The organism is Aureibacillus halotolerans (assembly GCF_004363045.1).
Classification (GTDB): domain Bacteria; phylum Bacillota; class Bacilli; order Bacillales; family DSM-28697; genus Aureibacillus; species Aureibacillus halotolerans.
In genome coordinates, this window is record NZ_SNYJ01000007.1 from 43,127 (window position 1) to 58,037 (window position 14,911).

Genomic DNA, 14,911 nt, shown 5'->3' on the forward strand with positions numbered 1-14,911 from the left:
GGACTGGGATGAGAATTCGAATCTTAACAGCAGTGTTCTTGTTGCTTTTGTTTGTACCACTTTTATTTTTAGGTGGTATTCCATTTACACTGCTCGTGTATTGTATTGCAACATTATGTTTGTATGAATTTTTTGAAATGAAACGGCTCAATTTTTTCTCTCTTCACGGCTTGATTTCAACTGTTCTTATTTGGCTCGTCCTTATTCCCAGTGCATATTCAGCGCCGTTTGAAAATAGTGAGTTTACTAAAATTGAAATTCTGACTTTATCTATTCTTTTGCTTCTCACACTTACTGTGTTGTCAAAAAACAAAGTGACGATAGAAGACATGTCTTTTGTGCTGTTTGGTGCTCTATACGTTGGTATGGGCTTATACTATCTTATCGAGCTGCGTGCCGTTGGGCTGCCCTATATTCTTTACGCATTGCTCATTGTATGGGCGACCGATACCGGAGCTTATTTTGTTGGTAAATCGATAGGTAGCCATAAGTTGTGGCCTGACATTTCACCAAACAAAACAACCGAAGGCTTTGTTGGAGGCATATTATGTGCGTTGGCCGTATCGTTTCTGCTGTTTTTGTGGCACCCTATCTATGACTCCATTTGGGTGGGTCTCGTCATTACAGCAGTCTTGAGTGTTGCTGGGCAAATGGGCGACTTGGCAGAATCCGCATTTAAACGTCATTTCGGTGTCAAAGACTCAGGTAAATTGCTTCCAGGTCATGGTGGTGTTTTAGATCGAATTGACAGTTTGATATTCATTTTGCCGATCCTTTATTTGTTGCATATGTTATAGAAGAGGAATTGACATGGACGAGGCATGCCAAGCATAGAGTTAGGGGAGCAGGTTTTTTCAATCGAGCATCCCATTTCAACGCTTGAACTCGACAAGCAAAAAAGGGTACACTGTGATTGAAAGACAGCGACGCTACGGATGATTGACGGGGATCATTATGAGGTTCTAGAATGTATGGAGGCATCAAATGGTTTTTTCTCGATGTATCCATTGATACGTCCGTTTTATTCGCTCTGCTTGGAAGGTTGTTCAAAAAGCCTCAGGATCCGGCGATCGCATGATTCATCGGTTTTCCTCTCTTTTTGCCCTCCTTACGATATGGACATTCAAGGCAAAGGTGGAATCTAATTGACTACGGTTATTGCGTTTATCATTATTTTTGGTGCACTTGTTTTTTTTCATGAGCTGGGGCACTTAATTTTTGCCAAGCGTTCAGGGATGCTTGCGAGAGAATTTGCGATTGGCATGGGGCCAAAAATGTTCTCGTTTTTCCGCAATGAGACATTGTACACAATCCGAATGCTACCCGTTGGTGGTTTTGTACGAGTAGCAGGGGAAGACCCTGAAATTGTCGAAATAAAACCAGGTCACCATATTGCGATTGAGCAAAATGCGGAAGGCTTGGTTACGAAAATTATCGTAAATAACAAGTCGAAGCACCAAAATGCGCGCATCATTGAAGTGGAAGAGGTAGATCTGAATCACAAGTTAGTGATTCGGGGCAGTGAGCATGGTCTTGATGATGAAGAACAAGTGCAAACCTATCAAGTGCATGAAAAAGCGATGTTTGTTGTGGACGATCAAGCAACACAGATTGCTCCATACAATCGTCAATTTGCATCAAAGTCGATTCCGCAGCGATTCATGCAAATTTTTGCAGGTCCGATGATGAACTTCATCTTAGCAGCGATTCTTTTAATTGTTGTTGGACTTCTTGCAGGAACGGCCTCTGATACACCTGTCATCGGTAATGCACTTGAGGATGGTGCGGCAGTACAAGCAGGTTTGCAGCAAGGAGACCGGATTACGGCAATTGATGATCAGCCTATTGCGAGTTGGCAGGATATCCAAGCTTATGTCATTGAGCGTCCTAATCAGGAGCTTTCCTTTACCATTGATCGCGATGGAAATGAAATGACAGTGGCTGTAACGCCTAAAGAAGAAATGAGACAAGATCAGCCTGTAGGGATTATTGGAGTGACGCCAATGATGGAGCATTCGATCATTGGTTCCATTACTGGCGGTATTCAAGAGACGGTGTTTTTCGGTCAACAAATACTATCCGCTCTTGGAAAGCTCGTCACTGGGCAATTCTCCATTGAGGCATTGTCTGGTCCTGTAGGCATCTATGATCAAACCAACACGTTTGTTGAATCTGGGATGATCACCCTTGTTCGTTGGGCCGCTTTTTTAAGTATTAACTTGGGCATTATTAACTTGTTGCCGTTGCCAGCATTAGACGGCGGTCGAATCATGTTTATTCTTCTTGAAGCTGTTCGAGGCAAACCGATTGATCCAGGAAAAGAAGGCTTTGTTCATTTTGTTGGATTCGCCTTATTGTTCCTGCTCATGATCGTCGTCACCTGGAACGATATACAACGTCTGTTTTAGTCGTCAATGAACAATGGCACTAAAAAAGAAGGGGCTCTCTGCTGCAGTAAACAATGAAGCTGGCGGTGGAGCTTCTTTTTTTCAAGTGACGTAGAGTTCAAACGTTCGATAATAAGACAAGTCATACATAATAGAGGTGTTCATAATGAAACAATCGCAAACTTACATACCAACGTTACGTGATGTACCGGCAGATGCTGATGCCAGAAGCCACCAATTGCTTCTCAGAGCGGGTTATATCCGTCAGAATGCAGCCGGCATCTATTCGTTTTTGCCTTTAGGTTTTCGTGTGCTTGAACGGGTGAAGCAAATTATTAAAGAAGAAATGGAAGCTGCCGGCCTTGCAGAGGTGTTGATGCCTGCCATGCAGCTATCCGATCTTTGGAAGGAATCGGGACGCTGGAGTGTGTACGGACCTGAGCTGATGCGTTTGGAGGATCGAAATGGTCGTGAGTTTGCCCTTGGCGCCACGCATGAGGAAATGATTACGTCGCTTTTGCGGGATGAGGTCAACTCGTATAAGCAACTTCCTCTAGGGATGTTCCAAATTCAAACAAAATATAGAGATGAACTTCGCCCTCGTTTTGGATTGCTTCGTGGACGCGAGTTCCTGATGAAGGATGCCTACACGTTTCACGCCACAGAGGAATCATTGGATGAAGCGTACGACACTTTGTTTGCTGCTTATGAACGAATTTGTCAACGATGCGGTTTGAATTATCGAGCAGTCCTTGCGGATTCTGGTGCGATCGGTGGAACAGACAACCATGAATTTATGGCTCTTGCAGACATCGGTGAGGATACCATTGCCTATTCAGACGAATCCAATTATGCAGCGAATATTGAGATGGCCACGTTCGCTGTTCCGCCAGTCAACGCGTTACCTGATCCAAAGCCGTTACAAGAGATTGAAACACCAGATCAAAAAACAATCAAGGACATTGCTGCATTTCTCAATAAGCCTGAACAGGAATGCATCAAAACCTTATTGCTCCGCGCAGATGAGGATTATATCCTCGCTCTGCTCCGTGGTGATCATGAATTGAATGAGGTCAAGCTCGCTGCCTTTTTAGGCGTTCCCTCTTTGGAATTTGCTACGGCAGAGGAAACGGTTTCTCTTATGGGCGCCTCGCACGGTTCCTTAGGGCCGATTGGCGTTTCATCAGATGTACGCATTGTTGCAGATCATGCTGTAGCCGCGCTTTCTGATGCCAATTGCGGCGCCAATAAAGACGGCTGGCATTATACAGGTGTTCATGCAGGGCGCGATATTGCCCCAGCTGGTGACGCAATATATACAGACATTCGCAATGTGGTTGAGGGCGATCTTTCGCCAGACGGAAAAGGGACAATTCGTTTTGCTCGTGGCATTGAAGTCGGGCATGTATTTAAGCTAGGAACGAAGTACAGCACCGCAATGAATGCCACGATTCTTGACCAAAACGGGAAAAGCATTCCCGTGATCATGGGCTGCTATGGCATCGGTGTTTCAAGATTAATGGCTGCGATTGCTGAACAATCAAATGTTGAACAAGGGCTCCTTTGGCCAGAAAATGTCGCGCCGTTCGCGGTCCATTTGCTTGTCATGAATGTAAAGGACGCTGACCAAGTCAAATTGGGCGATGAGATTTACGAAACGTTGACAAAGCAAGGCATTGCCGTACTGTATGATGATCGAAAAGAACGTGCAGGCGTGAAATTTGCTGATGCTGATTTGATCGGCATTCAACAGCGAATCATCGTTGGTAAACAAGCAGTTGAACGTAACGTCGAGATGAGTGTCGCCCATGCAGAAAAGGTGGTAGTGGCCGTCGACGATATCGAAAGCAAGCTCCAATAATCATCTACGGAACTGTCTTTTCTGAGCATGCATTCGTGTCTTTCGAATGGTGCACTTCAGAAAAGACAGTCCTTTTTTCCGCATAAGGATGTTTTTGAGCAACGTTACTCATTGGTGTAGAGAGGAGTGGTGACGATGCAGGATATCGAAATCAGGGAAGAACGATTTTCAATGCTTTTAACACAAATCGGCATGCCAGAAGAAGAGAAACAGAGGCTGACAGGCGGTCGCATTCAAAAACTCACTGTGCATCAAGAAAGCAAACAATGGCATTTTGACTTTTGGCTTCCGGTTTGTATGCCAAGCACTACATACAGAGAACTACGGACACGATTGGATCATGCGTTTTCGGCAATCGCTACAATTGATGTTAGCCTTACAATTGATGAAGCGTATGAACTTAAAGGAGAAGAGTTTATCTCTTACTGGTCGGTCATGTCAGAATGGATGGCGAAGGAAGTGCCTGGGTTGGCCTCAAGGCTGCAAAGCGAGCCCTCATTTAAAGAGGCCACAATGTGGATAACAACGGCAAATAATGCAGAAACAGAGCTTATGAACCGAAAGCTTAAGGCCTTTGGTGATGGACTTTGCAAAAAACTTGGGTTTCAATCGTTTTCAATTGCATTTCAAGCATCCGAAACGGAGGAAGATTTTCAAAAGTTTGTTTCGGCTCGTAAGGAAGAGGATGAAACAAAAGCACGAAAAGCCTTAGAAGATAAAGGAAAAAAAGAACAACAAGCAGGCTCAGATGTCAAGAAGGGGCCATTGGTTATCGGCTATCCGATCAAGGAGGAGCCTGTCCAGCTTCAAAGCATTCAAGAGGAAGAACGTCGTATCGTTACGCAAGGGTATATATTCGATGCCGAAACGAAGGAATTGCGAAGCGGAAGAACACTGCTGACCTTTAAAATCACAGACTATACGGATTCCATCCTCGTAAAAATGTTTTCTCGTGACAAAGAAGATGTTCCTCAACTGCAGCATGTGAAAAAGGGAATGTGGGTAAAGGTGCGAGGTGGCGTTCAGGATGATACGTACGTTCGTGACCTTGTGATGATTGCCAATGACATTAATGAGATCCAGCCATTAATTGAACGCCATGATACGTATGATGAAGAGAATACACGAGTAGAGCTCCACCTTCATACGCCAATGAGTCAGATGGATGCTGTGAGTTCAATTGATGAACTTGTTAAACAGGCGGCAGCTTGGGGGCACCCAGCCATTGCTGTAACGGACCACGCGGTAGCTCAATCGTTTCCAGATGCGTATGCGGCCTCCAAAAAATATGGTGTGAAGATGATGTATGGGCTTGAAGCCAATGTGGTTGATGATGGTGTGCCAATTGCATACAACCCAGCGCCACGCGTCTTAAAAGACGACACTTTTGTCGTCTTTGATGTCGAAACAACCGGTCTTTCTGCCAATTACGATAAGATTATCGAGTTAGCGGCAGTGAGAGTGAAGGATGGTGGGATTGTCGATCGCTTTGAAGCCTTTGCAAATCCACATCATCCCTTATCGGCTACAACGATCGATTTAACAGGCATCACAGATGAAATGGTGGCAAACGCCCCAGAGATTGATCAAGTCATCGTCGATTTCAAACAATGGATTAAAAATGATATTCTCGTCGCGCATAACGCAAGTTTTGATATGGGGTTTCTAAATGCGGCTTTAAAAAAAGCTGGAGAAGAAAAAGCAGGCAACCCCGTTATCGATACGCTAGAATTGGCTCGCTTCCTTTTTCCAACGATGAAAAATCATCGTCTCAATACGCTTTGTAAAAAGTTTGACATTGATCTGACACAGCATCATAGAGCCATTTACGATGCGGAAGCGACAGGTTATTTGTTTTGGAAGCTGTTAAAAGACGCGAACGAAAGAGACATCGTTTCTCATGACCAGCTCAATAACTATATGGGTGAGGGAAACGCTTATCAGCGCTCACGTCCATTTCATGTGACGATCCTAGCGCAAACAGAGAAGGGCTTAAAAAATCTGTTCAAGCTCATCTCCATTTCGCACCTTGATTATTTCTATAGAGTTCCGAGAATTCCACGCTCTAAGCTTGAGGCTTATAGGGAAGGCTTATTCATTGGTTCTGCCTGTGATCGTGGTGAAGTGTTCGAAGGGATGATGCAAAAGCCTTACGAGGAAGTGAAGGACATTGCGAGCTTTTATGATTACCTCGAAGTGCAGCCGCCAGCAAATTACGGACATCTGCTTGAAAAAGAGCTTGTGCAGGATGAATTGAAGCTGCGTGAAATTCTTAAAAACATTGTAGCGCTAGGAGCTGAGCTGGAGTTGCCTGTTGTTGCAACGGGTAACGTGCATTATCTTGCTCCCCATGACAAGCTCTACAGGCAAATCTTGATTCATTCTCAAGGTGGAGCAAATCCATTAAATAAACAAACGTTGCCGGATGTGCATTTTCGCACAACAGACGAAATGATGGAGGCTTTTTCCTTTTTGCCAACAGACGTCCGCGAGCAAATTGTTATTCATGCGCCAAGAGCGCTTGCCAATTGCATTGAAGAAATTAAGCCGATCAAGGACGATCTTTATACACCACGGATTGAAGGCGCAGATGACGAAGTACGTTCAATGAGCTATGACCGCGCTAGGGCCATTTACGGGGAGCAATTGCCTGAGCTCGTCGAAGCTAGAATTGAAAAAGAATTAAAAAGCATCATAGGACATGGGTTTTCGGTTATTTATTTAATTTCACATAAGCTTGTTAAAAAATCGCTTGATGATGGCTACCTCGTTGGCTCAAGGGGGTCCGTTGGTTCGTCCTTTGTTGCGACAATGACGGAAATTACCGAGGTTAATCCCCTTCCGCCACATTACGTATGTCCAAGCTGTCAGCAGTCAGAGTTTTTTACAGATGGTTCTGTAGGCTCAGGGTTTGATTTGGTCGATAAAAACTGTCCTTCGTGCGATGTCGCCATGCTAAAGGACGGGCACGATATCCCGTTTGAAACCTTCCTTGGCTTTAAAGGTGACAAGGTACCTGATATCGATTTGAATTTCTCGGGAGAGTATCAGCCACGAGCTCATAACTATACGAAAGAACTGTTTGGGGATGACAATGTCTTTCGGGCAGGGACGATCGGTACGGTCGCTGAAAAAACCGCTTATGGATATTCTAAAGGCTTTGCCGGCGATTTTGAACTTCAGCTGAGAGGGGCAGAGATTGATCGGCTTGTGAGTGGTTGTACGGGCGTAAAGCGGACGACCGGGCAGCATCCAGGTGGCATTATCGTTGTGCCAGACTATATGGACATTTATGATTTCACACCAGTGCAATTTCCTGCCGACGATAGAGAATCCGCCTGGAAGACAACTCATTTCGATTTCCATTCAATTCACGACAACTTGTTGAAATTGGACATTCTTGGGCACGACGATCCGACAGTCATTCGTATGCTTCAGGACTTAAGTGGAATGGATCCGAAAACGATTCCTACAGACGACGCAGAAGTGATGAAAATCTTTTCAGGCACAGAATCACTCGGTGTGACAGCAGACCAGATCAAATGCAAGACGGGGACGCTTGGCATACCAGAGTTTGGTACGCGATTTGTGCGCCAGATGCTTGAAGAAACAAAGCCAACCACCTTCTCAGAGCTCGTGCAAATATCCGGTCTTTCTCATGGCACCGATGTGTGGCTAAACAATGCCAATGAATTAATTTACAATGGCACGTGTGAGTTGTCCGATGTCATCGGCTGCCGGGATGATATTATGGTGTACTTGATGCACAAAGGCCTTGAGCCATCACTTGCGTTTAAAATTATGGAGTTTGTTCGGAAAGGCAAAGGACTGCAGGAGGAATGGATTGAAGCCATGAAATCCTACAACGTACCGGACTGGTATATCGACTCCTGTCAAAAAATCAAATATATGTTCCCGAAGGCCCATGCAGCGGCCTATGTGTTAATGGCGGTCCGCATTGCTTATTTCAAAGTCCATCATCCGATTTTGTTTTATGCAGCCTATTTTACGGTGCGCGCGGATGATTTTGAAATTGATGCGATGCGGAAGGGCTCTAATGCCATTCAAAAACGACTTGATGACATTCACGCTAAAGGCTTTGATGCCGCACCGAAAGAAAAAGCACTATACACAGTGTTGGAAATTGCGCTTGAAATGTGTGAGCGTAAGTTCTCCTTTTTGCCAGTGGACTTATATCAATCAAGTGCAACTGAATTTATCGTTAAAGGCGACCAGCTCTTACCACCTTTTAACGCACTGCCAGGACTCGGAACAAATGCGGCCTTGAGTATCGTTGCGGCTCGCGAGCATGGTGAGTTCCTTTCGAAAGAGGATTTACAAAAGCGCAGTAAAATATCAAAAACTGTCATTGAGTTTTTAGATCAGCAAGGATGTTTGGAAGGTTTGCCTGATCAAAACCAGCTGTCGCTTTTTTAACCGCATTGCCTGAACGCTAGAGAGTGTAGCTCTCTTGCATGAGGGAGTGGGTTATGATATAGTTTTCTTGGTAAGACTATGAATAAGTGGAATCTAAAAGAGTGGGTGCTCCCCACTCTTTCGTTTTACCTTGTGTACGTATTACGTATCGTGAACGACTGTTGCCTTGTTCCCTGCTTTTACAAAAGCAGGGGATTTTCATGGTAAGGTCCTGCAATGCCCTGCCAATTGGCGAGTCTGCCATTGTGCCCTCGAAAAGGAGGAACCAAAAATGAGTAAAAAAAGCATTACAGAACTAACCGAAGAACAAGCCTTACCTATTTTAAAGGAAATGGGACTAGAGCTTGTTGATACAGAGTTTATTAAAGAGGGTAAACATTGGTATCTACGGGTATACATTGACCGTGAGGGAGGCGTTGATATTGAAGATTGCAGCAATGTCAATGAACGCCTAAGCGCACAGCTTGATGAGCTTGATCCGGTCAATGTCCCTTACTTTTTGGATGTGTCCTCTCCAGGGGCAGAACGGCCACTGAAAAAGGAGCAGGATTATATCGGTGCATTAGGCTCTCAAGTGCATATAAAAACATACGAACCTATTGCTGGACAGAAGGCGTTTGAAGGCCGTCTTGAAAGCTATAATTCGGAGCAGTTAACTCTCATTTACATGGAAAAAACAAGAGAGATAACAGTGGAGATACCAACAAATAAAGTCGCCAAAGCAAGATTGGCTGTGACATTTTAAAAAGGGGGAAAAAACCATTATGTCGAGCGAACTGTTGGATGCATTGACAGTGCTTGAAAAGGAGAAGGGCATCAGCAAGGATATCTTGCTCGAGGCGATTGAGGCCGCGCTTATTTCTGCCTACAAACGAAATTTTAATCAAGCGCAAAATGTTCGAGTGGACCTCAATGAACAAAACGGCTCGATGAAGGTGTTCGCCCGCAAAGACATTGTTCAAGAAGTAACGGATACACGTTTAGAAATGACTGTCGAACAGGCTCGAAGCATATCGCCACAATACGAAGAAGGCGATGTGATTGAAATCGAGGTTACGCCTAAGGACTTTGGGCGTATTGCTGCTCAAACTGCAAAGCAGGTTGTCACGCAACGTGTTCGTGAAGCGGAACGAGGCGTCATCTTTAATGAGTTTATTGACCGCGAAGAGGATATCATGACAGGCATTGTCCAGCGTAAGGACACTCGATTTGTCTATGTGAATCTTGGAAAGGTCGAGGCCCTACTCGCACCTAGCGAGCAGATGCTAACCGAAAACTACCAGCCTCACGATCGTGTGAAGGTGTTCATAACGAAGGTAGAAAAAACGACAAAGGGCCCGCAAATCTTTGTCTCTCGTACACATCCTGGGTTGCTTAAGCGTTTGTTTGAGCTTGAAGTTCCTGAAATCTATGATGGCACGGTTGAAATTAAGTCGGTATCACGAGAAGCAGGAGATCGCTCGAAAATTTCTGTCCACGCTGAGGACAAAGATATTGATCCAGTAGGCTCTTGTGTTGGACAAAAGGGACAACGTGTTCAAGCGGTCGTGAATGAGTTGAAAGGGGAAAAGATTGACATTGTCTGTTGGTCAGATGACCCTGTCATTTATGTCGCTAATGCGTTAAGCCCCTCCAATGTGCTCAAAGTGATTGTCAATGAGGAAGACAAGGCAACAACAGTGATCGTTCCGGACTATCAGTTGTCGTTAGCGATCGGTAAAAGAGGGCAAAATGCCAGACTTGCAGCGAAACTTACTGGCTGGAAAATTGATATTAAAAGTGAAACTGATGCTCGTGAGGCAGGGCTTCTTACGGATGATGAGCCTTTGCTAACAGAGACATTAGGAGATCAGCAGTCGTCAAGCTTTGGCGGCCAAATTTTGGAGTAGCTTTTAGGAGGTAACGGGCATGAAAAAGGCAAAAATACCGATGAGAAAATGCATCGCTACACAAACGCTCGTTCCTAAGAAGGAACTCGTACGGATTGTTAGAACTCCTGAAGGCGATATCTTCATTGATGACACAGGAAAAAAATCTGGACGTGGTGCCTATCTTAAGCTCGACGAAGAAGCAATCCTAAAAGCGAAAAAAAAGCATATGCTCTCCAATCACTTAAAAGCAGACGTGCCTGATTCAATTTACGATGCACTTCTAGAAAGAGTGCGACTATGAATCAAAAGATCTTGAATCTACTTGGCCTTTCTTATCGAGCGCGGAAATGCACCATTGGAGAGGAAGCAGTGCTGCAAGAAATAAAAAACCGCAAAGCGAAGCTCGTTTTGCTTTCTCTTGATACATCTGAAGGAACTCGGAAAAGAATTGAAGACAAGTGCACGCATTATAGCGTTCCGATTCGTTATGCTGAAGACCGTTATCAACTTGGCCACGCATTTGGCAAGCATGAGCGAGTCGTTGCAGCAATCATCGAAACAGGATTCGCAAACAAGATCATCCGTATGTTCGATGAAAACTAGCGGAGGTGAATCGATGAGTAAAACCCGTGTTTACGAATATGCCAAAAAACACAATATGTCAAGCAAGCAAGTCATCGAGAAGTTAAAGTCATTAAATGTGGAGGTGGCCAACCATATGTCCACACTAGATGAGTCAGTGGTTTCCCAATTGGAAAAGCAAAACGAACCGAAAAAAGAAGCAGCAAAGAAAGTAGAGAAATCTACATCGGCTCGCCCGGCAAAAGACAACAACAAGAACCAGTCTACAACGAAAAAACCGGGTCAACGTCCGAATCAAAACAGCAGCAATACCAACAACAGCAATAATAAAAACAACGCAAATAAGCGCCCTGCTGGTCAAGGAACAAACTTCCAGCCGAAAAAAAACCATAACCCTAATCAAAACCGTAATCGCACGAACCAAGGCAATAAAAATCGCCCGAACAACCAGCAGCAACGTAATCAGCAGCCAGCACAACAACCTGCTAAGCCTAAAGAGCCAGAAAATAAGGTCATCAAGTACTCCGGTTCCTTAACCGTCGGGCAATTGGCTGAAAAAATGAAAAAAGAACCTGCTGAGCTTATTAAACAACTGATGCAATTGGGCGTTATGGCGACGATTAATCAGGATGTAGACAAAGAGTCAATTGAACTCATTGCTGAGGAAAATGGGTTTGAGGTGGAAGAAATCATTGTGATTGACACGACGGCTCTCTCCACATACGACACGGAAGATGAAGAAAAAGATCTTTCCATTCGTCCACCAGTTGTGACGATTATGGGACACGTTGACCATGGGAAAACGACTTTGTTAGATGCAATTCGAAAATCAAAAGTGACAGCGTCTGAAGCTGGAGGCATTACGCAGCATATTGGTGCTTACCAGATTGAAGAGAATGGCAAGAAAATTACCTTCCTTGACACTCCTGGACACGCAGCCTTTACAACAATGCGTGCTCGTGGTGCAAAAGTAACCGACATTACGATCCTTGTTGTTGCGGCAGACGATGGTGTTATGCCACAAACGGTTGAGGCGATTAACCATGCGAAAGCCGCAGAGGTGCCTATTATTGTCGCCGTGAACAAAATGGATAAGCCTGGTGCAAACCCAGACCGTGTGATGCAGGAGCTTACAGAGCACGGCCTTGTTTCTGAAGCATGGGGCGGCGAAACGATCTTCGCTCAACTGTCAGCAGTACAAGGAGAAGGCATTGATGAGCTTCTTGAAATGATTCTCCTCGTTGCTGAGGTCGAAGAATTCAAGGCGAATCCAGATCGGATGGCTCAAGGTTCTGTCATTGAAGCCGAGCTTGACAAAGGGAAAGGCTCTGTTGCTACGTTACTCGTTCAAAAGGGTACACTTAACGTCGGGGATGCGATTGTTGTTGGCAATACTTTTGGTCGTGTACGTGCGATGGTTAACGACCTCGGACGTCGAATCAAATCGGCGGGGCCATCGACGCCAGTTGAGATCACTGGGTTAAATGATGTGCCGCTTGCAGGAGATCCATTTATTGTCTTTAAAGATGAAAAAACGGCGCGTCAGGTCGGAGAAGCGCGTGCGCAAAAACAAATTGATAAAGCGCGTAATGAAAAAACACGCGTCAGTCTTGACGATTTGTTTGAACAAATCAAGCAAGGTGAAATGAAAGAAATTAATTTGATTGTTAAAGCGGATGTACAAGGTTCAGTTGAAGCATTGGCAGCCTCTTTGCAAAAAATTGATGTGGAAGGCGTCAACATCAAGATCATCCACACAGGTGCGGGTGCCATTACAGAATCGGATATTATTTTGGCTTCTGCTTCCAATGCGATCGTCATTGGCTTTAACGTTCGTCCTGATTCGAATGCACGTAAAACAGCAGAGCAGGAAAAGGTTGATATTCGTCTACACAATGTCATTTATCGAGCGATTGAAGAAATAGAAGCTGCAATGAAAGGCATGCTTGATCCAGAGTATCAGGAAAAAGTGATCGGTCAAGCAGAGGTGCGTACAACGTTTAAAGTATCTAAAGTGGGAACCATCGCTGGAAGTTATGTGACAGAAGGCAAAGTGACTCGTGATGCAGGCTTGCGCGTCGTACGTGACGGAGTTGTTGTCTTCGAAGGAAAAATTGACACCCTTAAACGTTTTAAGGATGATGTCAAAGAAGTCGCGACAGGTTACGAGTGTGGTATCACAATTGAAAAATTCAACGATCTTAAAGAAGGCGATATCTTTGAACTGTATATCATGGAAGAGATCGCTAGATAAATTTTTTTCTTGATCGCAAAAGGCTCACAACTGGTCTGAATTCTCGCTTCGCTGGCCTGTCCTTGTCGCAGGGATAACTGCGACAAGGGATGGGTATCTTTTAAGTATATGGCGCGGGCGAGCAAAGAGGAGCAGGGTCAATGTTTCGAAAAGTGAGGTGGATAATACGTGGGAAATCTCCGCGCAAACCGAGTGGCTGAGCAAATGAAAAAAGAACTTGGTGATATTCTGGGACGAAAAATCAAGGATCCCCGAGTCGGATTCGTTACTGTGACGGATGTAGAAGTTTCAGGTGATTTACAGCTTGCAACGGTCTATATTTCGGTTCTTGGCGATGACGACAAGAAAAAGGATACGCTTCAAGGCTTACTAAAGGCAAGAGGTTTTATCCGCTCAGAAATTGGGCAGCGTATCCGCTTGCGAAAAACACCTGAGCTCACCTTTGAGTTTGATGATTCTGTAGCTTATGGAAATCGAATTGAACACTTACTCGCTGATTTAAATCAGCGTGATCATTAAGAATGTAGGTCTTATAGCTTTAAAAAGCCAAGACAAAGACAGGCGTAGGCAAAGGGCGCCTGTTTTTTTGATGATAATTAAAGGGGGCCATTGCTATGGATGGCGTTTTGCCACTGTTAAAGCCAGCAGGAATGACCTCAAGACAATGCGTCTCGAAGGTGCAGCGTCTGCTTGGCGTTAAAAAAGCAGGGCATACCGGGACATTGGATCCCGAGGTGACTGGAGTGCTTCCCATCTGTCTAGGGAAAGGCACAAAGCTCGTTGAATATTTGACAGGTCATAATAAGACGTATGAGGCTGAAATTACGTTAGGATTTTCAACATCTACTGAGGACGCTGAAGGCGATATCATCGAAGAAGTCGCAATACATCCAGAAGAAGTTAACGAAAAAAATATTATGTTAACTTTGGAGTCGTTTCAGGGAACCATCATTCAAACTCCACCGATGTATTCTGCAGTTAAGGTCAATGGGAAACGTTTGTATGAATACGCACGAGAAGGCATTACTGTGGAACGTCCTTCTAGAGAGGTTTCCATTTATGACATCGCTTTGCTTTCTGCGCCAGTCACAAACGATGGAAGGTGTACGTTCTCGGTCCGTGTCGAATGTTCTAAGGGGACGTACATACGTACACTAGCTGTAGACATTGGAAAAAAGTTAGCGTATCCAGCGCATATGTCAACACTCGTTCGCTCTTCTTCAGGGCCTTTTACATTGCAAGATTGCACGACGTTTGACAGTATAGAGGCTGGGACGTATACCATTATGTCTATAAAAGATGCTTTAGCCGATTTGCCTTTTTGGCAAGCGACGGAAGCTGTGACGCCGAGCATTAAAAATGGGGCTGTGCTGCTTGCTGAGCAATTGCCTTCATTTACAGACAAGCTTTGTATAGAAACACCTGATTCATCAGTGATTGCCGTCTATATTCATCATCCTGAAAAACCGGGTATGGTCAAACCAGACAAAATGATTGTATTAACGAATGATTGAGTAAA

The 14,911-nt window shown here is 44.6% G+C and carries 11 protein-coding genes; all 11 read left to right on the forward strand.

From position 1 onward, the window contains the following. Window positions 1-8: 8 nt before the first annotated feature. The 11 genes from EV213_RS09820 to truB all read left to right on the forward strand — a co-directional run bounded on the left by EV213_RS09820 (window position 9) and on the right by truB (window position 14,906). On the forward strand, window positions 9-797 hold the full coding sequence (locus EV213_RS09820) for a phosphatidate cytidylyltransferase (protein ID WP_133580358.1): 789 nt from the start codon (window positions 9-11) through the stop codon (window positions 795-797). Window positions 798-1,145: 348 nt separating this feature from the next. Then, window positions 1,146-2,408 (forward strand): RIP metalloprotease RseP, encoded by a 1,263-nt coding sequence (rseP, locus tag EV213_RS09825; protein WP_133580359.1) that lies wholly within the window; start codon window positions 1,146-1,148, stop codon window positions 2,406-2,408. A gap of 145 nt (window positions 2,409-2,553) precedes the next feature. Further along, window positions 2,554-4,248 (forward strand): proline--tRNA ligase, encoded by a 1,695-nt coding sequence (locus tag EV213_RS09830; protein WP_133580360.1) that lies wholly within the window; start codon window positions 2,554-2,556, stop codon window positions 4,246-4,248. 135 nt (window positions 4,249-4,383) lie between these two features. Continuing rightward, a complete protein-coding gene (locus tag EV213_RS09835) occupies window positions 4,384-8,685 on the forward strand; it encodes a PolC-type DNA polymerase III (protein WP_133580361.1) in 4,302 nt (1,433 codons plus the stop codon). Between the two features lie 271 nt (window positions 8,686-8,956). After that, window positions 8,957-9,430, forward strand: coding sequence for a ribosome maturation factor RimP (gene rimP / locus EV213_RS09840; protein WP_133580362.1), 474 nt, complete (start codon window positions 8,957-8,959; stop codon window positions 9,428-9,430). 19 nt (window positions 9,431-9,449) lie between these two features. Next, on the forward strand, window positions 9,450-10,574 hold the full coding sequence (gene nusA, locus EV213_RS09845) for a transcription termination factor NusA (protein ID WP_133580363.1): 1,125 nt from the start codon (window positions 9,450-9,452) through the stop codon (window positions 10,572-10,574). A 19-nt stretch (window positions 10,575-10,593) separates the two neighbouring features. After that, window positions 10,594-10,857 carry an RNase P modulator RnpM gene (rnpM, locus tag EV213_RS09850; RefSeq protein ID WP_133580364.1) on the forward strand — a complete coding sequence of 88 codons (264 nt, stop codon included), beginning with the start codon at window positions 10,594-10,596 and terminating at the stop codon, window positions 10,855-10,857. Continuing rightward, the gene (locus EV213_RS09855; protein ID WP_133580365.1) at window positions 10,854-11,159 is read left to right on the forward strand and encodes a YlxQ family RNA-binding protein; all 306 of its coding nucleotides are present in this window, start codon (window positions 10,854-10,856) and stop codon (window positions 11,157-11,159) included. The genes rnpM and EV213_RS09855 overlap by 4 nt, the downstream gene beginning before the upstream one ends. A 13-nt stretch (window positions 11,160-11,172) precedes the next feature. Then, a complete protein-coding gene (gene infB / locus EV213_RS09860; RefSeq protein WP_133580366.1) occupies window positions 11,173-13,392 on the forward strand; it encodes a translation initiation factor IF-2 in 2,220 nt (739 codons plus the stop codon). 168 nt (window positions 13,393-13,560) lie between these two features. Then, a complete protein-coding gene (gene rbfA / locus EV213_RS09865; RefSeq protein ID WP_133580367.1) occupies window positions 13,561-13,911 on the forward strand; it encodes a 30S ribosome-binding factor RbfA in 351 nt (116 codons plus the stop codon). A gap of 95 nt (window positions 13,912-14,006) precedes the next feature. Continuing rightward, window positions 14,007-14,906, forward strand: coding sequence for a tRNA pseudouridine(55) synthase TruB (gene truB, locus EV213_RS09870; RefSeq protein WP_133580368.1), 900 nt, complete (start codon window positions 14,007-14,009; stop codon window positions 14,904-14,906). Window positions 14,907-14,911 lie beyond the last annotated feature (5 nt).

What these genes read in the sequence shown, in the direction of transcription:
- truB (WP_133580368.1), top strand. Translation starts at nt 14,007, where the DNA reads ATGGATGGCGTTTTGCCACTGTTAAAGCCAGCAGGAATGACCTCAAGA.
- EV213_RS09835 (WP_133580361.1), top strand. Translation starts at nt 4,384, where the DNA reads ATGCAGGATATCGAAATCAGGGAAGAACGATTTTCAATGCTTTTAACA.
- nusA (WP_133580363.1), top strand. Translation starts at nt 9,450, where the DNA reads ATGTCGAGCGAACTGTTGGATGCATTGACAGTGCTTGAAAAGGAGAAG.
- infB (WP_133580366.1), top strand. Translation starts at nt 11,173, where the DNA reads ATGAGTAAAACCCGTGTTTACGAATATGCCAAAAAACACAATATGTCA.
- rimP (WP_133580362.1), top strand. Translation starts at nt 8,957, where the DNA reads ATGAGTAAAAAAAGCATTACAGAACTAACCGAAGAACAAGCCTTACCT.
- rnpM (WP_133580364.1), top strand. Translation starts at nt 10,594, where the DNA reads ATGAAAAAGGCAAAAATACCGATGAGAAAATGCATCGCTACACAAACG.
- EV213_RS09820 (WP_133580358.1), top strand. Translation starts at nt 9, where the DNA reads ATGAGAATTCGAATCTTAACAGCAGTGTTCTTGTTGCTTTTGTTTGTA.
- EV213_RS09830 (WP_133580360.1), top strand. Translation starts at nt 2,554, where the DNA reads ATGAAACAATCGCAAACTTACATACCAACGTTACGTGATGTACCGGCA.
- EV213_RS09855 (WP_133580365.1), top strand. Translation starts at nt 10,854, where the DNA reads ATGAATCAAAAGATCTTGAATCTACTTGGCCTTTCTTATCGAGCGCGG.